Raw genomic sequence first — 22,287 nt, 5'->3', positions numbered from 1 at the left:
GAGGACTGATTTCTCATGACGCTTTTTAGAAACTGTAATATCCGCGCCATTCTTCGCTGGGGAGTGATCTGGGCCGCCTTTGGGCTCGTAGCGTCCGCCCAGGCGATCAGCACAACAACTGTGCAGGGAACGGTGTATCTGGCGAACGGATCTACGGGATCGGGCACCTTGCAGGTGAGCTGGCCTGCATTTACGACGGCGACGAATCAAGCGATTGCCGCGGGCAAGCTGACCACAAACATTGGGGCCGACGGGTTTGTCAGTGTGAACCTAGCGCCGAACCTCGGGTCCAGCCCAGCGGGCTTGTTTTATACCGCCATTTATCACATGAGCGACGGCACAACCAGCACTGAGTACCGACGGTTCTACGCCGCCAAACTACTCGGAATTCTCAGCGGCTTTGATCTTTAACCTTCCGCTTGCTTCGTAGACAGCAGCGAACGGAGCAAAACGGATGCGAATGATGAATGAATTCGAAGCACAGGTGCTAAGTGACCTCAGCGTATTGAAATCCCAAATGCACGCCCTGACTGGCGATGGCAATGGCGGCCGAATCGCCGACCTCGAACGGCGCATGGAGGTTCACGAGCAGAATTGGGACCGGGCCAAGGGCTTCCTGGCGGCCTTCAGCGTCGTATTGACAGTGGTAGAGGTCGCGGTGCAAGCCTGGCATCGGCATTGACGAGTTTCGACTCAGCAGCTCAAGGCAGTCTGGGTCGAGTGGATCCTCTTATAATCACCCCATGAGCGAGAAGCCGTTAATCGGCGTAGTGATGGGCTCTAAGAGCGACTACGAAGTGCTCTCAGCAGCCGTTGAACTCCTGAGCGCCCTCGACATTCCCCACGAAGCGCGTGTTGTCAGCGCCCACCGCACTCCCGACTGGCTGTTCGAATATGCTGAGACAGCGCGCGATCGAGGACTACGCGTCATCATCGCCGGCGCGGGCGGCGCGGCTCACCTCCCTGGCATGCTCGCGGCAAAAACTCTGGTGCCTGTGCTCGGCGTTCCGGTTCCGGCGACCTTGCTCAACGGTCTTGATTCCCTGCTCTCCATCGTGCAAATGCCAAAGGGCGTTCCAGTGGGTACGCTAGCGATCGGCAAGCCGGGAGCGGCAAACGCCGCGATCTTTGCGGCGGAAATTTTAGCTGCAAGCGACGCCTCGCTTTACGATCGGCTCGCCGCCTGGCGCAAGGCTCGCACCGATGAAGTGATGATCCAGGAGCTTCCCTAGTGCCTGATAATTCCATTCCTGTTGTTGAACCTGGCGGCATGATCGGCATTCTCGGAGGCGGCCAACTCGGCCGCATGACTGCGATGGCCGCTCGCACAATGGGGTATCGCGTGCGTGTAATGGACCCGGAGCCGAAATGTCCTGCAAGCTTTGTGGTCGATGAGACCATCGTCGGAGCCTGGGATGATGTTTCCGCAGCGTTGAAGCTGGCGAGGGGATCTGACGCTCTGACACTCGAGATCGAACAAATCGGCGTCGATGCTCTCAGGCAGGTTGCGGAGCTCGCGCCTCTGCGCCCTGGCGTGGAGCCTGTGCGCATCATCCAGGACAAGACCATCCAGAAGACCTGGCTCGCAGAGAATGGATTCCCTGTAGGCCCGTTTCGGGTGGTTCGAAGCGAAGCAGAACTGCATGATGCGGTTGAAACGCTGGGCGGTCGGGTTTACCTGAAGATCGGACGCGGCGGCTATGACGGCCGCGGACAGGTCAGGCTCGGGCTGGAAACTCCATCCACCCAGCAAGCGATCAAGGATGCCTGGACCACTCTCGGCGAGAAACCAGCAGTCGCCGAACAGGCTCTCTACCTCGCGCATGAGATCAGCGTGATGGCTGCCCGGACTCCGTCGGGCGAGGTGCGCAGCTTTCCCGCTGCACGCAATCACCATGAAAATCAGATTCTGTCATGGAGCGTTTTGCCTGCGAGCATATCGCCCGAGATGGAGGCGAAAGCGGAAAAGCTTGCAGCCGACATCGTGACGAAGCTCGAGATTGAGGGCCTGCTCTGTGTGGAGATGTTCATCACCAAGCAGGGCAGATTGCTCGTCAACGAAATGGCGCCGCGTCCCCACAACAGTTATCACCAGAGCGAGCGCGGATGCGTCACAAGCCAGTTCGAACAGCTTGTGCGAACCACGTGCAATCTGCCGTTGGGGGATACCACTCTCATTACACCTTGCGCCATTGTGAACTTGCTCGGTGATATCTGGCTTACGTCATCGCCGAATCTCCCAGCGGCGCTCTCCGTCCCCGGCGTACGCCTGCACCTCTACGAAAAACGAGGAGCCAAAAAGGGACGTAAGATGGGACACCTATCGTCGGTCGGTGCAACAGCGGAGGAAGCACTGGAAAGGGTGCTCGACGCGAAGAAGCGGATGCTGGGCGAGAGCTAGCCTTCCTCCACGTCTCAGAGGGAGGAACCTTTGGCTTCGCTCAGCGCGGGATGTGGGGCATCTGGATCTCTTTCCTTGCCCCTTGTACCCGGGTTACACGCTGAACTGTTCGGCGTTTTCCCAGCGCTTTGGCCGACGATTCGCCTGCAGTATTTTCTTACGCAGGCGCAGCGACTTCGGCGTGATCTCGACGAGCTCATCATCGGCAATGAACTCGATCGCTTGCTCCAGGTTCAGTGTTCTGTAGGGCACAAGCCTTAGAGCTTCGTCTGCGCTCGATGCGCGCATATTTGTGAGCTTCTTCTCGCGGACCACGTTGACGTCGAGGTCGTTGTCGCGCGAGTGCTCGCCGACGATCATGCCCTCGTATACGTCCACGCCGGCGCCGAGGAACAGTATCCCGCGCTCCTGCAGACCATTCAGCGAGTATGTCGTTGTCACGCCCTGACGATCGGCGATCAGCGCTCCGGTAGGCCGCTGCGGAATCTCACCCTGGTAAGGGATATAGCCATCGAAAAGAGAGTTCATCACGATCGTTCCGCGCGTCTCGGTGAGCATCTCGCTGCGCAGGCCGATTAGGCCGCGGCTGGGGACGCGGAATTCAAGCCGCACACGGCCTGAACCGTGGTTGTGCATCTTGGTCATTTCGCCTTTGCGGGGTCCGAGCTTTTCAATGACGACGCCCGTGTACTGCTCCGGAATGTCGATCGTGAGGTGCTCGACGGGTTCCATACGCGTGCCGTCCACAACCTTGGTCACGATCTCGGGGCGTCCCGCCATCAGTTCGAAGCCCTCTCGCCGCATCATTTCGATCAGAATGGCCAGTTGCAATTCACCTCGGCCGAGTACTTTGAAGGTGTCGGGTGACCCGGTCTCCTCCACGCGAATTGAGACGTTCGTCAGCAATTCTTTTTCGAGTCGCTCGCGCAGGTTGCGGCTCGTCACGTACTGCCCTTCCCTGCCTGCGAATGGCGAGTTGTTCACGCTGAACTGAATGGCGATGGTGGGCTCGTCAATCACGATCAGAGGCAGCGGCGCGGGCGTCTCGAGAGCGGTGATGGTCTCACCGATGGTGATGCCCTCGACCCCGGCGACTGCGACGATGTCTCCCATCACTGTTTCCGTCATCTCAGTTCGCTTGAGACCAGAAAATGTAAACAGCTTGGTGATTTTAGTCTTCTGCAGTGACCCGTCGCGCTTCGAGATATTCACCTCATCGCCTGCGTGCAATGTCCCCTGGAAGACGCGGCAGATCGCGATGCGACCAAAGTATTCTGAGTAGTCGAGGTTCGTAACGAGAATTTGAAGCGGCGCTTCTGAATCACCTGTCGCTGCCGGGATCGTCGAAACAATGGTTTCAAACAGCGGCTGCAGGTTTTCACCGGGCGTATTCAGATCGAGGGTCGCGGTTCCCGCCTTGGCTACTGCATACAGCACCGGAAAATCAAGCTGCGATTCCTCTGCATCGAGATCGATGAAAAGATCGTATATCTCGTTAAGCACTTCCTGCGGCCGCGCGTCCGGACGATCGATCTTGTTGATCACCACGATCGGCGCGAGCTTCGCTTCGAGGGCTTTGGCAAGCACGTAGCGCGTCTGCGGCAGCGGTCCCTCGGCGGCATCTACCAGGAGCATCACGCCATCCACCATTTTCAAAGCGCGTTCCACTTCACCGCCGAAGTCGGCGTGGCCCGGGGTGTCGACGATGTTGATCTTGCCGCCGGCATAGTTCACGGCGGTGTTCTTGGCCAGAATGGTGATGCCGCGCTCGCGTTCCAGCTCGTTGGAGTCCATCACGCGCTCGGCAACCTGCTCGTTGGCGCGGAAGGTGCCTGACTGCCGCAGCATGGCGTCAACAAGTGTGGTCTTACCGTGGTCGACATGGGCGATGATGGCGATATTGCGTATCGTCTGGCTCACAGGGGCAATGTTCCTTTTCTTCTAGGCAAATCTTGATTTGCGCTGGGATGCGGCCGCTCTCGGCCACCGGATCGGTGTGAAAATGCGATGAATAGCCGCACAGTGCGGCACTTTCTATTCTAGCAGCAACAACAATCCAGCAGAATTTCCAGCCTCAGCGCTATCCTTTAGTCTTCTCAATGCACGAGATAGCTGATGATCAGGCCAAGGGAGGCAGCCCAGATTACCGCGGTCGTTCCCCAGCCGAGGATGTTGATAAGGCGCCGGTTGACGCGATCGCCCATTATTTTTCTCTGGTTCGTCATCACCATAATCAGCACCATCAGCGGTGGTGTGGAGAATCCCTGGACAATTCCGGCGAAGACCAGGGCATGCATCGGGTTGATGCCGAGAAAGTTCAGCACCATTGCGGCAACGGTGAAGACCGTGATCGCAAAGTAGAAGAGCTTCGCTTCGTTCGGCTTGAGACTCAGGCCTGTTCGCGCCCCCGCTGCCTGGCAAACGTCGTAAGCGGCGCCCGTGGTCATGACCGGGACAGCAAGCATGCCGACACCGATGATGCCGATCGCGAATAATCCGGATGCGAACCTTCCAGCCGCCGGCCGCAGAGCGATTGCAACATCAGCTGCCGATTCGATTCCATGATGGCCGGAGACGAAGAGCGTCGCCGCGGTTGCCAGCATGATGAAGTACATGACGGCATTCGAGAACAGCATGCCGAAGATCACGTCCCATAATGATTGTCTGAGTTGCGCAGGTGTTGCGCCACGGCGCTGTCGCACAGTGCGGTGCCCTGCTGCGATCTTCTCTTCAACTTCCTCGTTGGATTGCCAGGTGAAGATGTACGCCGACAGCGATGCACCGATAATTGCCACGATCATCGTGAGCATGGCGCGGTCGAAGTGCAGATGAGGCATCAAAGTGCCCCGAAGAACTGCGCCCCAGTTGGGTTTGGCCATCAACGCCGACGCGACATAGGCCAGCAACGACATTGCAAGCACACGCAGCACATTGCGAATGAACGTGTAGGAACCCCAAATCTGAAAAGCGAGTGCGGACGATGTTACGCCCACCAGGATCGCCCACCGGGGCAGTGGGACCAGCAGCCCCAGGGCTGCTGCCATGCCGCCGATATCCGCTCCGGCTTCGATAATGTTCCCGATGATGACGCCAACGAGCACGAGAAAGAGCAGCCAGCGCGGAGACCGCCTCCGCAGGACCGAGAAGAGGCCCTCTCCGGTGACCAGCCCGAGTTTCCCGGAAAGATAGACAACCGCGATCATCATGGGTAGAGCGAGCGGGGCCATCCACAGGATGTTGTAGCCGAACTGCGCGCCCGCCTGGGCGTAGGTGCCTACCGCTGCGCAGTCATCGTCCGCCGCTCCGGTGATGAGGCCCAAGCCCACCGACCGCAGCATTCTGTGCTCATGTTTTTGCGTGCGGGGTAAAGGAGTTGCTGGTTCAGCCACCTGGGACCCAATTGCGCGTAAATCGTGAACGCAATGTGAGTTGGATGGAGCGTGTGCTGCTCTGGTTACTTTCAGAGCTCATGCTCTTGACCTGCTCATCCCGCATTCCGGTTAGAACGGAATGCATACCGCACGACCTGCTTCAGCGTATACACTCGTCGCAAATGAATCGCACCCTCGGCAGTCTTCTTGTTCCCTTCCTCCTTGTGCTCGCATCGGCGAACATCCCGGCACACGCCGCCTCAGCCAAGAACCAACGGTTGCTCATCTACTCCATCGACGTAGAAGGCGGGCAGGCCACCCTTCTTGTGTCTCCATCTGGTGCATCCATGCTTGTCGATACCGGCTGGCCCGGCAGCAATGGCCGTGATGCCGAACGCATTGAGACCGCAATGAAAGATGCGGGGATTCATCAGATCGACAAGGTGCTCATCACTCACTTTCACACCGACCATGTCGGCGGAGTGCCTGAACTGGTCAAGCGAGTGAAGGTTGGGGAGTTCCTGGATCACGGCGTGAACCGCGAGGACTCTGACATCACGCGGAAAGACTTCGCCGCCTACATCGCTGCAATCGGCAACACGCCACGGCACACGCTGCATCCTGGCGACGCCATCAAGGTTCCTGGTCTGGATGTCATTGTGGTCACCGCTGATGGCGAGCACGTTGCATCAGTGCCCGGGATTAAGCCTGAAGCAAATCCGAGTTGTGCGAGCGAGCCCAAGTGGACGCTCGACCAGAGCGAGAACCCACGTTCGGTCGGCATCCTTGTTCGCTTCGGTAAGTTCAGCTTCCTCGACCTCGGCGACCTTACCAAGCCGAAGGAACTGGATCTTGTCTGCCCGAACAGTCCGCTTGGCCACGTCAGCCTGTTTCTGGCCAGCCACCACGGGCTTGACCAGTCGAACTCGAAATCGCTCGTTGATTCCATTCACGCTCGCGCAGCGATCATGAACAACGGGGCACACAAAGGCGGGAGCCCTACTGCGTGGCAGAGTGTAAGCGAAAGCGTTGGCGCCAAGAACCTCTTCATGCTGCATACAGCGGAAGGCTCAGACACCGCGCACAACAGCGCTGAAGATATGATCGCGAATCCAAGAGGTGACGGCGAGGGGCATTACTTCAAGGTTGCTGCTGATCGGGATGGTAGCTTCACTGTCACCAACACGCGGACGGGCGCAACAAAGAAATATCCGGCGGATTGAACAAAGAGTAAAGGGCCCCCGCAACTGCAAGGGCCCTATGAATCAGAGCTGTTCGCTTTATCTTGAGCCGAGTTACCTGGTGCTCGACATCTCCTTGCCGCCGACATCGACATTGTGAGCCTTCGCGATCTGCTCGATGATCTGGAGATGCTGCTGGATCACCTGCGATCCTTTGTCCGCTATCTCCTTAACGGTGGGATCCTGTGCCGCTTGAGCTTCGCTCTGGAAGTCCTTCAGGTCTTTCTGGTGGTCCTTGACCATCATGGTGATGTACTCGCGATCAAATTCCTGACCTGAAAGCCCTTGCAGCTTCTCCATCTCTTTCTTGTCTTTCTTCGAGGGCCCAGAGGGTTCATTGATCCCCATCTGTTTTGCCACTGGCTTGAGCCACTTGTCGCCCATTTGCCCATGATCGTTCACCATCTTGGCGGCAAATTGCTTGACATCATTGCTCTGTGACTTTTGCTGTGCCAGTTGTCCCAGCTGAACTTCGGCCATTCCACCTTCCATGGCTTTGCTGATGAAAGCGCGCTCTGAAAAGTCCTGTGCCGAAGTTGGCGCTCCGGCGTTCTGTGTTGTGCTTGAATTGCTGTTGGGAGACTGCGAACTTGGGGACTGGCTTTGAGGCATGCTCGGCTGCTGCGGGGCGCCTCCACCTGGTGCCTGGGCCAGGGAAACAGCCGCGCCCAGCAAAACGGTTCCTGCGCCTGTCGAAACTGTATAAGCTATCCGCCTTAGATTCATTTCCATAAACCTCCGATTGCGCACGAGGCCAGGGCCTGCGCACGCATCCCCTCTCCGATGCCCGCAGAGCGCTCCGGGGTTGCCGCATCTCGCGTTCGAATCGGCAGGGTGGAACAGTCGGGGAGGGGGCGTTTTATTGATGAAGACGCAGGAACTTACGATCGACGGGAACTCAGGTACAGCTTTTCAAGCGCGTCGCATGCCGTCTTTACGCCATCTTCTTTCCGTAACTCCTCGGCGACGCTTCTGGCTTGCAGCGCGATCTGGGGGGCATCGAGAATCTTGCGCACTTTGCGCGTAACCTTTCGCGGAGTGTAGTTGTGTTTCTGGATGACCTTGGCCACGCCGAGCCTCTTCATGCGCCGCGCATTGTCCGGCTGGTCGTGCGAGTAGGGCATGATGAGCATCGGCTTCCCTGCTGCGAGGCACTGCGCGGTGGTCCCGACGCCACCTTGATGAATCACAATGGACGAGCTTGAAAACAGCTTTGAGTACGGCGCATACTCCGCAACGCAGATGGAATCGGGGAGCTCCTGCTTCGGTTTGTTGCGCCGGTCGCTCCCAATCAACAGCACGGCACGTTTTCCCAGCTCTGCCGCCGCACTTGCAGAGACCTCATAGAAATCTCCCGCCGCCAGCACAGCAGCCGACCCAAGCGTGAAAACCAGCGGAGCCTCTCCGCTGGTGACGAATTCCTCAAGATGAGGCGGCAGCTTCGCATTCCCGGAGTCTGCATCGTAGAAGGCGAAGCCAGTAATCACGGTGTTCGCCGGCCAGTCTTTCTGCTCCACTCCCAACACCCGGGAGAACAGCGCAAGGACCAGATAGGGCGAGTGCTTCGCATCGAACAATGGATTCTCGCCGCGTGGCAGTCCCAGTTCTTTGCGGAGCTCGTAGATGGGCTCGGGCCACTTGCGGCTTACAAAACGCGCCACTCTTTTGATCACGCGTCCGAAGCCGGGTACGCGCTTGTCCGCTTTGGCGAGCTTTGGATAGGGAGGAAGTACGGGCGGGTCGAACGCGGAGAAGAACGACAGGGGTGCCAGCACGTAACTCGCCCACGGTATACCCGTCACCTCTGCGACAATTGGCCCTGCATAGTTCAGTTCTCCCAGAAGCAGCAGATCCGCGCGCGCTGGCTTAGTCGCAGCATCCAGCAGATCGTCATAGGTATGCCGCAGAGCCGGAAACAGGAAGTTGCGCAATCCATGCTCTGTTCCATGCTTGATGTCGTAGATCATCTCTACGAGCGCATTGTTGGTGGGATCAATGTCGGGTCGAATCGCGTGAAACTCCAAGCCTACTGGCTCGATCCTCGATCGATAAACCGCAGGGAGCGCCATTACCGGCGCGTGGCCTCGCCGCTTCAACTCGAGCGCGAGCGCGATCAGCGGATTGATGTCGCCGTAAGTACCAATGTTCGAGAGGACGATTCGCAAGGAGTGGTCCGTCGATCGGGAGTGGGACGCTCCGATAAGGGTAAAGCATCACTCAGCGCGCCGCGCTGAATCTGCAACCAGAATTCAAGGAAGAACAACGAAAGACAAGCTGTCCGCTGGAACCTGTTGCCGGGCTACTTGTCTTCGCCCCAGTTCTCGCGATCGCCATCCCACATCTCGATCATGATCAGGGTCTCCCGTTCGGTTGACTCGGTCATCGGATTGACCGGCACACGCGCTGGAAACATGATGGCAATGGAAGCCAGTTGCGCGAGCTTTGGCGGCAGTTCGGGCATTCCAAATTCGCGCTGCTCGGCATAATCAAACAGCGTGCCGACCGCTCCGAAGCTGAACGACAACGTTGAATCGGAGCTGATGGAATGGAGAGTGAAGGACTCCTCGGAAACAGAGAAGACGCGCGCCTTCAGTACCAGGCGGCACTCGTTGAAGGAGCCAAGGCAGAGCAGCGATGTCTGCTCGTCCATCCACTTGCTCAGCAAGAGCCTGACATCTGAGATATCCAAGTTTCCAGCAGTCCGAATTGTGCCCTGGTCCAGCAACATGTGCAGTGTACGAACACTCCTCTGGACTGCACATCCCCATTTGGTAATCACTGTGAGCGTGCATTTAGACAGAACCACCGTTGATCTCGCTTCGCGATCCGAGTTGTTTTGCGAATTCGCGCGTCAGGTCTCGAACACGGCGAACACACTCCCGGGGCGATTCCGTTCCCACCAGAGGTGAGGCTTCGAGGCTCGCGCGTTTTGCCGTTTCCAGCAGCAACTCATCTGAGCCCCGTCTCGAAACTCTCACCTGCGGCCAGACTCCGGTCCGTACGGATCGGATGTACCGCAGCTCCCCTCTGGAAGTCCGAAGGTTTTTGGTTTCGCGGGGTCAACTGGAGTCATCGTTCCTGTTTAGGAGATTCAAGGCTGCCTTGCGATCCAGAGTACTTTCTCTTTTTCTTCGCTAGAATGGATATTAACGTCGGCTCGACCGGCAAGCCTGCAGACGTCGGATTTTCCCCATGATGACGGTCCAGCAGAAACTCGCAATCCTTGCCGATGCAGCCAAATACGATGCATCCTGCGCGTCCAGCGGTTCCAAACGGGCCGGCAATGGCAAAGGAATCGGCCACTCCGATGGCACCGGGATCTGCCACAGCTACACTCCTGACGGCCGCTGCGTCTCCCTTCTTAAGATTCTGCTGACAAACTACTGCACTTACGATTGCGTCTTTTGCGTAAACCGCGTCTCCTCCGACATACCACGCGCCCGGTTCACTCCAGTCGAGGTCGTAAATCTCACGCTAGACTTCTACCGCCGCAATTACATCGAGGGCCTCTTCCTCTCTTCCGGCATCATCCAGTCTCCCGACTACACGATGGAGCAGGTCATTGAGATTGCCCGGTCTCTGCGCGAAGACCACGCGTTCGGCGGATACATCCATCTGAAGGCAATTGCCGGAGCTTCACCTGCTCTCATCGAGCGCGCCGGCAGTTTCGCGGATCGGCTCAGCGCCAACATCGAGCTGCCCACTCAGCAGGATCTCGTTCAGCTCGCCCCGGAGAAAAAAGTGAAGGTAATCGAGGGCACGATGAACCAGATTACCGAGCGAAAAGCAGAGATCGATGAAGACCGACACCGCCATCGCTCGGCTCCGCGCTTCGCCCCAGCAGGTCAGAGCACTCAGATGGTGGTCGGTGCAACTGCAACCAGCGATCGCCAGATCCTTTCCACCGCGTCTCACCTCTACGACAGCTACAAGCTGCGTCGCATTTACTTCTCGAGCTTCAGTCCTTTTCCGCTGGGAGATGCGCGCCTGCCTCAGGCAGCGCCACCGTTGGTCCGGGAGCATCGTCTCTACCAGGCCGACTGGCTGATGCGGTATTACGGGTTCACGGCGGCGGAATTGACCACAGATCAGCAGCCGAATCTCAGTCTGCAGAAGGATCCGAAGCTCACCTGGGCGGAGGCTCATCCAGAGTTCTTCCCAGTCGATGTCAACGCTGGCTCACGGGAAGCTCTGTTGCGCGTTCCCGGTATAGGCTATCGCAATGTAAGCCGCATTCTGCGCATCCGCCGTTATCATCGTCTTTCGCTCGACGACCTTCGCAAACTGAACGTGCGCGTCAAAGTCGCCGAGAAGTACCTTATCGCTGCTGATCATCTTCCGACCGTTCCAAACCTGGCGCATCTTATTGCCGTCGATTCACCGAAGCCGGTGCAGGCCGTGCAGCTTGATCTCTTCGCCGGCATCTCCGCTTTCTCGGGCCAACTATGAAGCAGGGTACATCGCCTCAGGCGATACTGCGCCAGTCGATTTCGTTTGCCCCGACCTTTGATGCATGGCGCGAGGCCGTGCGTCCCCTGCTATCTGCCGCTGCGCACCCGGCGACCATCGACCTGGCCGATACCGCTTCCGGCGTCTCCGACTCGCTGTTTGCGTTCTCCGCGCGCAACTCGGTCTCTGAAAGTACCCCCGTTCACGTTCCACGCTCGTTTATCGAGCGCGCAAAGATCGTCGCCTGTCATCGCAGCGCCGATCGCTGGAACCTGCTCTACCGAATCCTCTTTCGCCTGCAGTCCGACCGCAACCTGATGAAGCTTGATGTTGACGACGACATCGCAGAATTCCGACGGCTCGAGCACCAGGTCAAGCGGGATCTGCATAAGATGCATGCATTCGTGCGCTTCCGCAAAGTTGAGGACGAGACCGGCGTTCACTACATCGCATGGTATGAGCCGGCCCATCACGTTCTCGCCTTGGCTGCGCCCTTCTTTGCTGAGCGTTTCGCCATCATGCAATGGGCAATTCTCACGCCGGACGCGTCGGTCAACTGGGATCCGGATGAAAAGCGCCTCACTTTTGGCACTGGAGTTCCCCGCGAACGCGCCCCTGTGACGGATGATTTCGAGGCGCTCTGGCGGACTTACTATTCTTCCATTTTCAATCCCGCCCGGACCAACCTGCATGCCATGCGTTCGGAGATGCCGGTCCGCTACTGGAAGAACCTACCCGAAATCGACAGCCTGCCAAGGCTTTTGACCGAAGCGGAGGGCCGCGTAGAGGCGATGCTCGCGCGCCAGCCGAAGGTTACGGCTGCGTCTTTCCTCCCCTCTGAGCGATCCCTCCCAATTCTTCAGCAATCGATCCACACCTGCCAGGGATGCGAACTCTACCGGTGCGCGACACAGCCCGTGTTCGGAGCCGGACCTTCAACGGCTCGAATGATGTTCGTCGGCGAGCAGCCAGGCGATGAAGAGGACCGTGCAGGCAAGCCGTTCATCGGGCCCGCGGGACGATTGCTGGATACGCTTCTTGCAGAAGCTGAAATCGACAGATCATCGGTGTACGTCACGAATGCGGTGAAACACTTCAAGTTCACGGAGCGTGGCAAGCGGCGCCTTCACGAGAATCCACGCGCGTCGGAGATCTTTGCGTGTCGCCCGTGGCTGCTCGCCGAACTTGAAGCAGTTCACCCTGAGCTGGTCGTCTGCCTTGGAGCGACAGCATCAAAATCTCTGTTCGGGCCTAACTTCGGCCTAATGCGCGATCGAGGGAAGATCCTCTCCAGTCCCTACGCTGAACGAGTGATTGCAACCCTGCACCCCTCCGCGATTCTGCGCGCGACGGATCCGGAACGCGCTGCGCAAATGCGATCCATGCTGGTTGCTGACCTCAGGTTGGCTTCCGCTACCCTCGGCGCGAAGGCATAGCTTCCAGCGGATTCTCCAGGGCGTAGCTGAGGGTTGAAGAAGTTCTACATTCCGAGGCGACGCATGCTGTACCATCGTTGTCGGATGTCAGCGCCGCAACTGCAAGCTGCGACAAAGCTTAGTGCAGCTTGGGAACCGCGGGCCCTCGATCAGCATCCACTGGAACGATGACGGATTCTTCCACTCCGCGCCGCAACCCGCTCAGCACCGCGCCAAATCTCCTCACAATCATTCGTCTTTGTCTCGCTCCATTCCTCGTCGCCTGCATCCTCGAGAATCGCTTTGAAGTCGCCTTCATCCTGTTCGTCATCGCCGGTATAACGGACGGGCTGGATGGGTTCCTCGCCCGCGTTCTCAAGCAGGGCACCACTCTCGGACAATACCTCGACCCGATCGCGGACAAACTGCTCCTGAGCACGCTCTTCGTTGTTCTCACGTACAAGAGCCTGATACCGACGACGGTCACAGTGCTCGTATTTGGACGAGATTTTGCGATCCTCATCGTGGCAGCCGTAATGTATGCAGTCGTTGGCCGACGGGACTTTGGACCGAGTATTTTCGGCAAGGCCAATACTCTCGCTGAGATTATGGCGGTGGCAGTGGTGCTTTTGCACCAGCTTGTAACCGCGAAATGGGTCGCCGTTCTGAGGCTGATCGCCCTCGACGCGACCATCGGGCTCACGATCCTGTCAGGCCTGCACTATGCCTGGATCGCAGCACATCGCAGCAGCGCACAAGCCGGCGGGTCGGCCCCGCAATAGGCCTCACGTCCGCTCTGGAGAATTGAATCGATTTCGGGCTAAGAAGCCCTACTCGTCGTTCGTATTCGTATCCGGCTCTTCCTTCTCGACTGACTCCTCGATAGCCATGTCGTGAAACTCTTCAGAATCAAACACATCGCCACATTCGAGGCACTCAACGTACTCCGTGTCTTCGTGGCGGGAGACTATTCGAACCCTGGGGTGTTTGCAGGCGATGACCATCTTTAGTTGGAGAGGCTCGGATTTTGGAAACGCTTGCCGCAGATTGTAGCGAGCTTTCCCGTAATTTCAAACGGCATTTTGGTGAATCTTTTCGGGTCTTTTGGGCCCGCGCGGCTTTATAACCGCTAAGTTCCGAACCGGAATTGAACACGGACATAATTGGTCGTATACTGAATACGGACCTAAGAAGTCGCATATTATGCTCAAGCTCACCAAAAAAGCGGATTACGGGTTGATGGCTCTGAAGTATCTGGCCGAACGCCCGGAGACTGCTGCCCTGAGCGCCAAAGACATCGCCGATGCCTACGGGATTCCGGCCCAATTGCTGGCCAAGATCCTCCAACAACTGACCCGGAAAGGCCTGCTCAAGTCGCACGCCGGGATGAATGGCGGCTACGCGCTGGCGAAGTCCGCGGGGTCGATCTCGGCTTACGAGGTGATTCTGGCCATCGACGGCCCGTTCTTCATCACCTCGTGCACCAAGGGCGCAAACGGCTGTGAGTTGACACCAAGTTGCACGATTAAGGAGCCGCTGGCCCGTGTGAATGAAACCATCGCCGGCGTGCTCAAAAGCATCAGCATTCAGGATCTTGCGGAGCACGAGCATCAGCCCGGACATGCGCCGGAGCCGAAGCTCGTCACGCTCACGATTTAGCTGTCAAACCTTCGCATTGCGAAGAGCCTCCGTGCCGAGCGGAGCCAGAAGGATGGAGAGGTCGGGATGAGTACAGTTACCAGTCAGATCGAAGTTCCGGCAGGCGTAACACTGCCGATTTACATGGATAATCACGCCACCAGCCCGCTCGATTCCCGCGTGCTGGAAGCGATGATGCCCTACTTGACCAACAAGTTCGGCAACGCTGCCAGCCGCAACCACTCCTTCGGGTGGGAAGCCGAGCAGGCCGTTGAAACCGCGCGCGAGCAGATCGCCAAGCTCATCGGCGCCACCGCGAAGGAAATCATCTTCACCTCCGGCGCCACCGAGTCCAACAATCTCGCCATCAAGGGCATCGCCGAGATGTACCGCGAGCGCGGCAACCACATCATCACGCAGGTGACTGAGCACAAGGCCGTGCTCGACACCTGCAAGCGCCTCGAGAAGTACGGCTATCGCGTTACCTATCTGCCCGTGAAGGCAGATGGCCTGATCGACATCGAAGATCTGAAGCGCGCAATGGACGACAAGACCATCCTTGTCTCCATCATGTACGCCAACAACGAAATCGGCGTGATCCAGCCGATCCGCGAGATTGGCAAGCTCTGCCACGAGAAGGGCGTGCTCTTCCACACCGATGCTGTGCAGGCCGTTGGCAAGGTTCCGGTCAACGTAATCGCAGACAACATCGATGTGCTCTCGCTCTCCGGCCACAAGGTCTACGGACCCAAGGGAGTCGGCGCACTCTATGTTCGTCGCCGCAATCCGCGTGTGCAGATTGCCGCTCAGATCGACGGCGGTGGCCACGAGCGCGGCATGCGTTCCGGCACTCTGAACGTCCCCGGAATCGTCGGCCTCGGCGCAGCATGCGAGATCGCCCGCAATGAGATGGACACCGAAGCTGCCTACCTTCGCGGCCTCCGCGATCGCCTGCAGCAGAAGCTCGAGTCCGAGTTGGACTACATCCACATCAACGGATCGATGGAACACAGATTGCCCGGCAACCTCAACGTCAGCTTCGTCTATGTTGAAGGCGAATCGCTGCTGATGGGCATCAACGACGTAGCTGTATCCAGCGGCTCTGCCTGCACATCGGCAACTCTGGAACCTTCTTACGTCTTGAAAGCTCTCGGTCTCGGCGATGACGTGGCGCATAGCTCCATTCGCTTCGGCCTTGGGCGCTTCAACACTCAGGCTGAGGTGGACTATGTAGCCGCGAAGGTGATCGACATTGTGAAGAAGCTTCGTGAACTCTCACCGCTGTACGAGATGGTGAAAGAAGGAATTGACCTGACCAAGATCGAGTGGCAGGCGCACTAAGGTATTTGGCAGCCGGTCCGAGGGCTTAAAGCGTCCCAGGACCGGCCCCGGTCATCAAACTACCGACGACTGGGAACTGAAGACTGAGAACTGGTTTTGCGGCTTCCCGCAGAAGGAGATCGGAACAATGGCATACAGTGACAAGGTAGTCGACCACTATAACAATCCCCGCAACGTAGGCACGCTCGACAAGAGCTCCACTGAAGTAGGCACGGGGCTGGTCGGCGCCCCCGAGTGCGGCGACGTCATGCGCCTGCAGATCCGCGTCAATCCCGAGACCCAGGTCATTGAAGAAGCCAAGTTCAAGACCTTCGGTTGCGGTTCGGCAATCGCCAGCTCTTCGCTCGCGACCGAGTGGATCAAGGGACGCACCGTTGAAGACGCGCTCGCAATCAAGAACACTGACATCGTGAAGGAACTCTCGCTTCCTCCCGTCAAGATCCACTGCTCCGTGCTCGCTGAAGACGCGATCCGCGCAGCCATCGGAGACTGGAAGAAGAAGAACGGTGTCGCGGAAGAAGCGGCCGTCGCCGCGCAGGCGAAGTAAATCACTCTGATGGGTGCCCCACATCTCGTTTTCGAGATGTGGGGCACCGGAGGTCGAGTAAGAAGGGCACAATGTCGAACTTTGTAAGCATCGAATCGAAGCCGGCCGAAGGAGCAAGCGCTACACCTGTGCAGCCCGCTGCTGCACCGGCTTCGCATGGGAATTCAACCGGAATTCAAGTGACCGATCGCGCGGTCAAGCGCATCAAGATCGCCATCGCCAAGGAGGGCATCTCGCCCGAAGAAGGCGGACTGCGTCTCGGCGTGCTTGGCGGCGGATGCTCCGGGCTTTCTTATTCGATCAAGTTCGACACACGTCCCCGCGAGCGCGATCGCATCTACGAATTCGACGGGGTCCGCATCTTTGTCGATCCCAAGTCGTTCATCTACCTGCACGGCATGACGCTCGACTACGAAGAGACACTGATGCGGCAGGGGTTCAACTTCATCAATCCGAACTCCTCGCGCTCCTGCGGCTGCGGATCATCTTTCTCGTCGTAGGTCTCTCATCTTGCCGGAGTTTTCTCATGTTGAAAGTTATCGATTCTGCAATACCGGTTGAATGCTGGTCGTGTGCCGTCGCACACAACGAGTCCACTCTCTTCTGTCCGCATTGCAGCAAGATTCAGCCTCCTCCGGGAGGCGATTATTTTTCCGTCTTCTCTCTTGTGCCGAAGCTCGATCTCGATCTGGGCATGCTCGAGCACCAGTTCCACAAGCTCAGCCGCAAATTGCACCCCGACCGATTCGCGCGCGCCTCGGTGCACGAGAAGGACTGGAGCCTGGCAGACACAGCTCTGCTCAACGACGCCTATCGCACGCTGCGCGACCCGATCCGCCGAACCGAATACCTGCTGAAGCTGCGAGGCGCAGAAATCGGCGAAGAGCACGCCGGCAAAGACCGTAAGGACCCATCGCGCGTTCCCGCTGACCTGCTCGAAGAGGCCTTCGATCTCAACATGCAACTTGAAGAAATGCGCATGTCGAAGAAGATGGGCGACACGGATCCCGATCTTCAGTCCGGCCTCGAACAGGCGAGAAAGAAATACAACGACATGCTCGACCAGGTCGACAGCGATCTGCGCGCGCAATGGCAGGTCTGGGACAACGGAGACGAGCCTGCTCGCAAGGAAGCTGAAAAGAAGATGGTGTCGCTTCTCGATCGCCGGCGCTACATCAATAACCTGGTCCGCGACGTAACTGAAACACTTGGTAGCTAAAGAAGGCATCCGCGAAGTTAGAAGAAGCGTCAGGGCGCGACTTCAGTCGTGCCGAGCGAAGATTCAAACGGGCTGGGGCTTTAGCCCCCGTGAGTACTCCCAAAAGGAACTTTGAGGTATTTAGATCTCTCATGGCAGCAGAAGGACGCGTAGTTGGAATCGACCTGGGAACGACCAACTCCCTGGTCGCATATATGGAAGGCGATAAGCCCGTCGTCATTCCCGGCGTAGACGGATCGAATCTCGTCCCATCCGTCGTCGCGCTCGATCCCATGCCGAACGATGGCAGCAGCCGGCCAACCGTAACCGTGGGCAACAGCGCCCGGCGTACGCTGGTTGAAACTCCTGAGCGCGTAATCTATTCCGTCAAGCGACTGATGGGCCGCGGTCTCGAAGAAGTCCAGAGCGAACTAAAGTTCTTTCCCTTCCGCCTCGCCGATGACGTCGAAGCCGGAGAAGTCCCGCGCATTCAGCTCGGCGAAATGCGCTTTACTCCTCCTGAAATCTCCGCGTACATCTTGCGCCAGCTCAAGCGCAATGCCGAACGTTTCTTCGGCTCGCCGGTCACGCAGGCTGTCATCACGGTCCCTGCATACTTCAATGACGCGCAGCGCCAGGCTACAAAAGATGCAGGCCGCATGGCCGGCCTCGAAGTGCTACGTTTGGTCAACGAGCCCACAGCAGCCGCGCTTGCGTACGGCCTCGACCGCAACAAAGAAGGCCTCATCGCCGTCTACGATCTCGGCGGCGGCACCTTCGACATTTCGATCCTCAAGCTCCGCGACGGCATCTTCGAAGTGCAGTCCACTAACGGCGACACGCACCTCGGCGGCGACGACATCGATAATCTCCTTCTCGCCATTGCCCTCGACGAGATCCACTCCGAACACGGCATCGATCTCCGCCAGCATCCCGGCGCCGTTCAGGCCCTGCGAAAGTCAGCGATCGATGCCAAGATTCGCCTCTCGTCCGAGCCATTCGCCCAGTTCGATTTCGAACTCCCCAACGGCGACCGCTATCAGCGCGAGATTCCCCGCGAAGTTTTCGAGCAGTTGATCGAGCCCGTTCTCAACCGCACCGCTGGTCCCTGCAAACAGGCCCTCGCTGATGCAGGCGTCACGCCTGAGCAAGTTGATGAAGTCGTCCTCGTCGGTGGATCAACCCGCATTCCCGCAGTCCGCCGCCTCGTCGAAGACCTCTTTCACCTGACCGCACGTGGCAAGAAGCCGCACATCGAACTCAACCCCGATGAGGTCGTCGCACTCGGCGCAGCCGTGCAGGCTGATATCCTCGCCGGAGCCTCCAAGACCACCGAAGAGATGCTCCTCCTCGACGTCACTCCTCTCTCGCTCGGCATCGAGGCACTCGGCGGCACTGTCGCGAAGATCATCCAGCGCAACTCCACCATCCCCGCATCCGCTACCGAGCACTTCACCACCGGCGTCGACGGTCAGACCAACGTAGCCATCCACGTCGTGCAGGGCGAGCGCGAACTCGCGGCCGACTGCCGTTCTCTGGCGCGTTTCGATCTCAAAGGCATTCCGCCCATGACCGCCGGCCTGCCGCGTATCGAAGTCAAATTCCTCATCGACGCCGACGGCATTCTTCAGGTCTCCGCGCGCGAACAGCGCAGCGGCCAGCAAGCCCAGATCGAAGTCAAGCCGACATACGGCCTCACCGACGAGCAGGTCGAGAGCATGATCCTCGACTCCTTCGATAACGCTGAAGCCGACTTTGCCAAGCGGCTCCTGATTGAGGCCCGCAACGAAGCCGACACTATCCTCTCCAAGGTCGAGCAGGCGCGCACCAACCCTGCATGGGGACAGTTGCGCGGCGAAGAGATCTCCGCCATCGACGCCGCCCGTGGTCACCTCGCCTCCGTGAAATCCGGCGAGGACCTCAACGCCATCCGCGAAGCGACTTTGGCTGTCGACAAGTCAACGCACCGCCTGGCCGAGCTGATGATGGACGCTGCCGTGACCTCCGCCATTCGCGGCAAGACCATGGGCGAAGCCGGCGAACAACTCAATGAAGAACTAACTGCGCCTCACCCTATGGCGCCCGCAGAATTTAAGTAGAGCGAACTAGCTGGGTGCCCCAGGTCCTTCTCTTCAGACCTGAGACAAGAACGAACTAAGGATCACGATCATGAGCGAAGCGAAAACCACCAATATCCCCGCGGACAAACTTGTCCGCGTCACCTTCATGCCCGAAGGTAAGACCGTCGAATTCGAATTTGGCACTCTGCCCTACGACCACCACGGCAAGCCGATGTCATTCCTCGATGTTGCAGAGAACTTCAACATCTTTCTCGACCACGCCTGTGGCGGTTCCTGCGCCTGCACCACGTGTCACATCTGGGTGAAGGACGGAAAAGAAGGAATCAGCGAAGCCGACGACGACGAGCTCGACCGCCTCGACATGGCTGCCGACCAGCAACTCAACTCACGCCTAGGCTGCCAGGCCGTCATCACCAAGCCGGGCAACTACGTTGTCGAAATCCCCAAGTGGAACCGCAACTACACCTCTGAAGGCAAACCCCTAGCCCTCGCTGAGAAAAAGTAGCCAAGCCAATTCTGAAGCGATTGATCAGCAAGGAATCTGGGTGCCCCAAGTCTCCATCCTTTGGAGATACGGGATACCAGGACGCAGATTCACTAGCACAGGAGAGAAAATGCCCCGGGAAATCATGTGGACCGACTCCGAAGAGATCGGCATTCAACTTCAGGAGAAGTACCCCGATCTCGATCCCCTCACCGTGAGATTTACCGATCTGCACAAGTACGTGACAGAACTCGACGGCTTCGCGGACGATCCTGCCAAGTCGAATGAGTCTCGTCTTGAGGCCATCCAGATGGCCTGGCACGAAGAGTTCGAAGACGCAAAAGGCTGACGGACGCCTCAGGCGCGCGATCCACCATCCAGACCGAACGCACCCTCGAAGTGCACGAACTCCCGCTCCCGTCCCGGTACAGCGTACACGCTCACCACATCGAATCGCACCGGAGGCATCTCACTCCCTGGCAGCAGGCGCACGTAACGTCGTGCCAGCCTTCGCAGCACATGCCTCTTATGCTCATCCACGGCAGTCTCGGCAGGAGTCATGTCGCGTGCCGTCCTCGTCTTCACCTCGACGAAGCACAGCATCGGCCCGTCCCACGCAATCAGGTCCACATCGCCCGGCGCCTCGCCTGAGGACCATCTTCGTGCCACGACGGTGTACCCCTTCCGCAACAGGTAGAAAAAGACCGCGTCTTCACCCTCAATGCCAATCGTGAGATGAGCAGGCCCTGATTCCCTGCCACGCGAGCGCGCAACCCTATTTAGACCCGCAAGCGCCCGCTCCATCCACCGCGCGCGCAATAGGCGCAACGACTCCATGCAGTCTATTCTGCTTTGTGGAGCGGTGCACCGCCGTATCCCCGCTCACACCGGCGCGCCCCCGACGAGCTACCTAAAGCAGCTTTCCGAGCACCGATTGCAACAAGCTTCCCGTCGCCGGCGCTGGATTGCCAGTCAGCTGCCCATCGGTCGTCACGTGCCCGTTCGAGGTCAGATGGCTGACGACGAGCGGCAGCACCGTGGCCAAGCCGATCTTAACTGCATCAGGAGACATCCCGGTCCTCTGCGCGATGCTGTCAATCAGTCCTGACCCGCCTACAGCTTGCTGAATGGCATTTGGATCCGCGGGCTGCGTCTGCCCGTTGGCCCATTGCTGCACCAGCCCACCTGCCCCATTCTGATGCATCGACTGGATCAGGCTGGCGACCCCACCTGCTCCTCCGAGGTGTTCCAGCAGCCCGCCCGCAACCGCCGCATGATCGCCGCTGCCCGCGGCCTGGTTCACCATATTGCTTACTGAATCAAAAATGCTCATAGTTGGCGTCCTTTCTGGAGACTGCAAAACACTAAAGGCTCAACCTCGCCTCAGGCAATCCAAATTCTCGTTAAATGCGTCTACGCCGGTTTCTCAGTGCGCATCTACTCTGTCGTGCTGTACTATTTGGGCGCTGGGGCCGCTCCCCTTCTGGCCCACTCCAAAGGATGGTGAATATGAAGACTAGATTTGTGAGTGCATTGTTTGCCGGTCTGATCCTCGCTCCCTGTTTTCTGATCGCTCAGGCCCCTGCTGGCGCGCCCGCCGGCACAACCGGGAAATGCAAGGACGGCTCCTTTACCTCGCAGGCCACCAAGCAGGGCGCCTGCCGCGGCCACAAGGGCGTCGACACCTGGTACGCCGCCGATACGGGCTCAGCCAAGAGCTCTGCGAAGAGCGCCGCTCCCGCCGCAACTCCCGCTCCGGCCGCTGCACCTGCCCCAGCTCCGAAGCAAACTGCAGCTCCCGCAGCATCAGCAGCACCTGCTTCCACACCGAAGTCCTCCGGCTCCAGAGCCAATAAGACCCCTGCTCCCGGAGGCGGACCCGGACTCGTTTGGGTAAACTCCGGAACCAACGTTTACCACTGCTACGGCACTGAGTTTTACGGAACCACCAAGGCCGGCAAATACATGTCTGAAGCTGACGCCAAGGCAGCCGGTGCCCGCCCCGAACGCAACAAGCCCTGCTCAGCTAAGTAGCAAACGCACAAACGCGTGGGTGCCCCAAAGCCTGCCCTGAGCAAAGCCGAAGGGTCTGGATTCTGAGACTTGGATGACGACCAACTA

Annotated in this window: 25 protein-coding genes; 17 read left to right on the top strand and 8 right to left on the bottom strand. The window is 58.5% G+C overall.

What is annotated here, in order from left to right; translation table 11 throughout:
• Window positions 1–15 precede the first annotated feature (15 nt).
• From DHV10_RS17325 to DHV10_RS17310, 4 genes are all read left to right on the top strand, one after another.
• A complete protein-coding gene (locus tag DHV10_RS17325; protein WP_109487624.1) occupies window positions 16–411 on the top strand; it encodes a hypothetical protein in 396 nt (131 codons plus the stop codon).
• A 49-nt stretch (window positions 412–460) separates the two neighbouring features.
• Window positions 461–682 carry a hypothetical protein gene (locus DHV10_RS17320; protein WP_239461838.1) on the top strand — a complete coding sequence of 74 codons (222 nt, stop codon included), beginning with the start codon at window positions 461–463 and terminating at the stop codon, window positions 680–682.
• A 61-nt stretch (window positions 683–743) separates the two neighbouring features.
• On the top strand, window positions 744–1,232 hold the full coding sequence (gene purE / locus DHV10_RS17315; protein ID WP_109487622.1) for a 5-(carboxyamino)imidazole ribonucleotide mutase: 489 nt from the start codon (window positions 744–746) through the stop codon (window positions 1,230–1,232).
• Complete coding sequence (locus DHV10_RS17310) at window positions 1,232–2,401, top strand: 5-(carboxyamino)imidazole ribonucleotide synthase (protein ID WP_239461835.1); 1,170 nt, start codon at window positions 1,232–1,234, stop codon at window positions 2,399–2,401. Before purE ends, DHV10_RS17310 begins: the two co-directional genes overlap by 1 nt.
• A gap of 93 nt (window positions 2,402–2,494) precedes the next feature.
• Here the strand turns inward: DHV10_RS17310 and typA are convergent, their stop codons facing one another.
• On the bottom strand, window positions 2,495–4,321 hold the full coding sequence (gene typA, locus DHV10_RS17305) for a translational GTPase TypA (protein ID WP_109487621.1): 1,827 nt from the start codon (window positions 4,319–4,321) through the stop codon (window positions 2,495–2,497).
• A 176-nt stretch (window positions 4,322–4,497) separates the two neighbouring features.
• Window positions 4,498–5,739: an Nramp family divalent metal transporter gene (locus DHV10_RS17300; RefSeq protein ID WP_109487620.1), complete on the bottom strand. Its 1,242-nt coding sequence runs from the start codon at window positions 5,737–5,739 to the stop codon at window positions 4,498–4,500.
• Between the two features lie 215 nt (window positions 5,740–5,954).
• Here DHV10_RS17300 and DHV10_RS17295 point away from each other — a divergent pair, with 215 nt between their 5' ends.
• On the top strand, window positions 5,955–6,995 hold the full coding sequence (locus tag DHV10_RS17295) for a ComEC/Rec2 family competence protein (protein WP_162601628.1): 1,041 nt from the start codon (window positions 5,955–5,957) through the stop codon (window positions 6,993–6,995).
• A 72-nt stretch (window positions 6,996–7,067) separates the two neighbouring features.
• Here DHV10_RS17295 and DHV10_RS17290 read toward each other — a convergent pair whose 3' ends face one another.
• The 3 genes from DHV10_RS17290 to DHV10_RS17280 form a co-directional block, all read right to left on the bottom strand.
• Window positions 7,068–7,625, bottom strand: a complete 558-nt coding sequence (locus tag DHV10_RS17290; protein ID WP_162601627.1) for a DUF4142 domain-containing protein — start codon at window positions 7,623–7,625, stop codon at window positions 7,068–7,070.
• 269 nt (window positions 7,626–7,894) lie between these two features.
• Complete coding sequence (locus DHV10_RS17285) at window positions 7,895–9,178, bottom strand: glycosyltransferase (protein ID WP_109487617.1); 1,284 nt, start codon at window positions 9,176–9,178, stop codon at window positions 7,895–7,897.
• Between the two features lie 134 nt (window positions 9,179–9,312).
• Window positions 9,313–9,663: a hypothetical protein gene (locus DHV10_RS17280; protein ID WP_162601626.1), complete on the bottom strand. Its 351-nt coding sequence runs from the start codon at window positions 9,661–9,663 to the stop codon at window positions 9,313–9,315.
• Window positions 9,664–10,205: 542 nt separating this feature from the next.
• Between DHV10_RS17280 and DHV10_RS17275 the strand changes: the two genes are divergently transcribed.
• The 3 genes from DHV10_RS17275 to DHV10_RS17265 all read left to right on the top strand — a co-directional run bounded on the left by DHV10_RS17275 (window position 10,206) and on the right by DHV10_RS17265 (window position 13,659).
• Window positions 10,206–11,462 (top strand): putative DNA modification/repair radical SAM protein, encoded by a 1,257-nt coding sequence (locus DHV10_RS17275; RefSeq protein WP_204101450.1) that lies wholly within the window; start codon window positions 10,206–10,208, stop codon window positions 11,460–11,462.
• A complete protein-coding gene (locus DHV10_RS17270; RefSeq protein ID WP_109487615.1) occupies window positions 11,459–12,898 on the top strand; it encodes a UdgX family uracil-DNA binding protein in 1,440 nt (479 codons plus the stop codon). The genes DHV10_RS17275 and DHV10_RS17270 overlap by 4 nt, the downstream gene beginning before the upstream one ends.
• Before the next feature lie 167 nt (window positions 12,899–13,065).
• Entirely contained in the window at window positions 13,066–13,659 is a 594-nt protein-coding gene (locus tag DHV10_RS17265; RefSeq protein WP_109487614.1) for a CDP-alcohol phosphatidyltransferase family protein, read from the top strand.
• A gap of 48 nt (window positions 13,660–13,707) precedes the next feature.
• Here DHV10_RS17265 and DHV10_RS27560 read toward each other — a convergent pair whose 3' ends face one another.
• On the bottom strand, window positions 13,708–13,881 hold the full coding sequence (locus DHV10_RS27560; protein WP_204101449.1) for a hypothetical protein: 174 nt from the start codon (window positions 13,879–13,881) through the stop codon (window positions 13,708–13,710).
• 199 nt (window positions 13,882–14,080) lie between these two features.
• On the opposite strand from DHV10_RS27560, the gene DHV10_RS17260 reads away from it, so the two are divergent.
• The 8 genes from DHV10_RS17260 to iscX all read left to right on the top strand — a co-directional run bounded on the left by DHV10_RS17260 (window position 14,081) and on the right by iscX (window position 20,515).
• Window positions 14,081–14,536 carry an RrF2 family transcriptional regulator gene (locus DHV10_RS17260; RefSeq protein WP_109487613.1) on the top strand — a complete coding sequence of 152 codons (456 nt, stop codon included), beginning with the start codon at window positions 14,081–14,083 and terminating at the stop codon, window positions 14,534–14,536.
• A gap of 66 nt (window positions 14,537–14,602) precedes the next feature.
• Window positions 14,603–15,856, top strand: a complete 1,254-nt coding sequence (locus tag DHV10_RS17255; RefSeq protein WP_109487612.1) for an IscS subfamily cysteine desulfurase — start codon at window positions 14,603–14,605, stop codon at window positions 15,854–15,856.
• Window positions 15,857–15,983: 127 nt separating this feature from the next.
• Window positions 15,984–16,403 (top strand): Fe-S cluster assembly scaffold IscU, encoded by a 420-nt coding sequence (iscU, locus tag DHV10_RS17250; RefSeq protein ID WP_109487611.1) that lies wholly within the window; start codon window positions 15,984–15,986, stop codon window positions 16,401–16,403.
• Between the two features lie 71 nt (window positions 16,404–16,474).
• Window positions 16,475–16,903 carry a HesB/IscA family protein gene (locus tag DHV10_RS17245; RefSeq protein WP_109487610.1) on the top strand — a complete coding sequence of 143 codons (429 nt, stop codon included), beginning with the start codon at window positions 16,475–16,477 and terminating at the stop codon, window positions 16,901–16,903.
• 26 nt (window positions 16,904–16,929) lie between these two features.
• Entirely contained in the window at window positions 16,930–17,622 is a 693-nt protein-coding gene (gene hscB, locus DHV10_RS17240; protein ID WP_109487609.1) for a Fe-S protein assembly co-chaperone HscB, read from the top strand.
• A gap of 131 nt (window positions 17,623–17,753) precedes the next feature.
• Window positions 17,754–19,700, top strand: a complete 1,947-nt coding sequence (hscA, locus tag DHV10_RS17235; protein WP_109487608.1) for a Fe-S protein assembly chaperone HscA — start codon at window positions 17,754–17,756, stop codon at window positions 19,698–19,700.
• Between the two features lie 70 nt (window positions 19,701–19,770).
• Window positions 19,771–20,187 carry a 2Fe-2S iron-sulfur cluster-binding protein gene (locus DHV10_RS17230; RefSeq protein WP_109487607.1) on the top strand — a complete coding sequence of 139 codons (417 nt, stop codon included), beginning with the start codon at window positions 19,771–19,773 and terminating at the stop codon, window positions 20,185–20,187.
• A 109-nt stretch (window positions 20,188–20,296) separates the two neighbouring features.
• Window positions 20,297–20,515, top strand: a complete 219-nt coding sequence (gene iscX, locus DHV10_RS17225; protein WP_204101448.1) for a Fe-S cluster assembly protein IscX — start codon at window positions 20,297–20,299, stop codon at window positions 20,513–20,515.
• Between the two features lie 8 nt (window positions 20,516–20,523).
• Here the strand turns inward: iscX and DHV10_RS17220 are convergent, their stop codons facing one another.
• Together DHV10_RS17220 and DHV10_RS17215 are read right to left on the bottom strand one after the other, a co-directional pair.
• Window positions 20,524–21,003: a YraN family protein gene (locus DHV10_RS17220; RefSeq protein ID WP_239461832.1), complete on the bottom strand. Its 480-nt coding sequence runs from the start codon at window positions 21,001–21,003 to the stop codon at window positions 20,524–20,526.
• A gap of 73 nt (window positions 21,004–21,076) precedes the next feature.
• A complete protein-coding gene (locus DHV10_RS17215; protein WP_109487606.1) occupies window positions 21,077–21,499 on the bottom strand; it encodes a YidB family protein in 423 nt (140 codons plus the stop codon).
• Window positions 21,500–21,675: 176 nt separating this feature from the next.
• Between DHV10_RS17215 and DHV10_RS17210 the strand changes: the two genes are divergently transcribed.
• A complete protein-coding gene (locus tag DHV10_RS17210) occupies window positions 21,676–22,200 on the top strand; it encodes a hypothetical protein (RefSeq protein WP_162601625.1) in 525 nt (174 codons plus the stop codon).
• Window positions 22,201–22,287 lie beyond the last annotated feature (87 nt).

The organism is Occallatibacter savannae (genome assembly GCF_003131205.1).
Lineage (GTDB): Bacteria > Acidobacteriota > Terriglobia > Terriglobales > Acidobacteriaceae > Telmatobacter > Telmatobacter savannae.
Note: the sequence above shows the minus strand (reverse complement) of the source record. Positions and strands in the feature narration are given on the sequence as shown.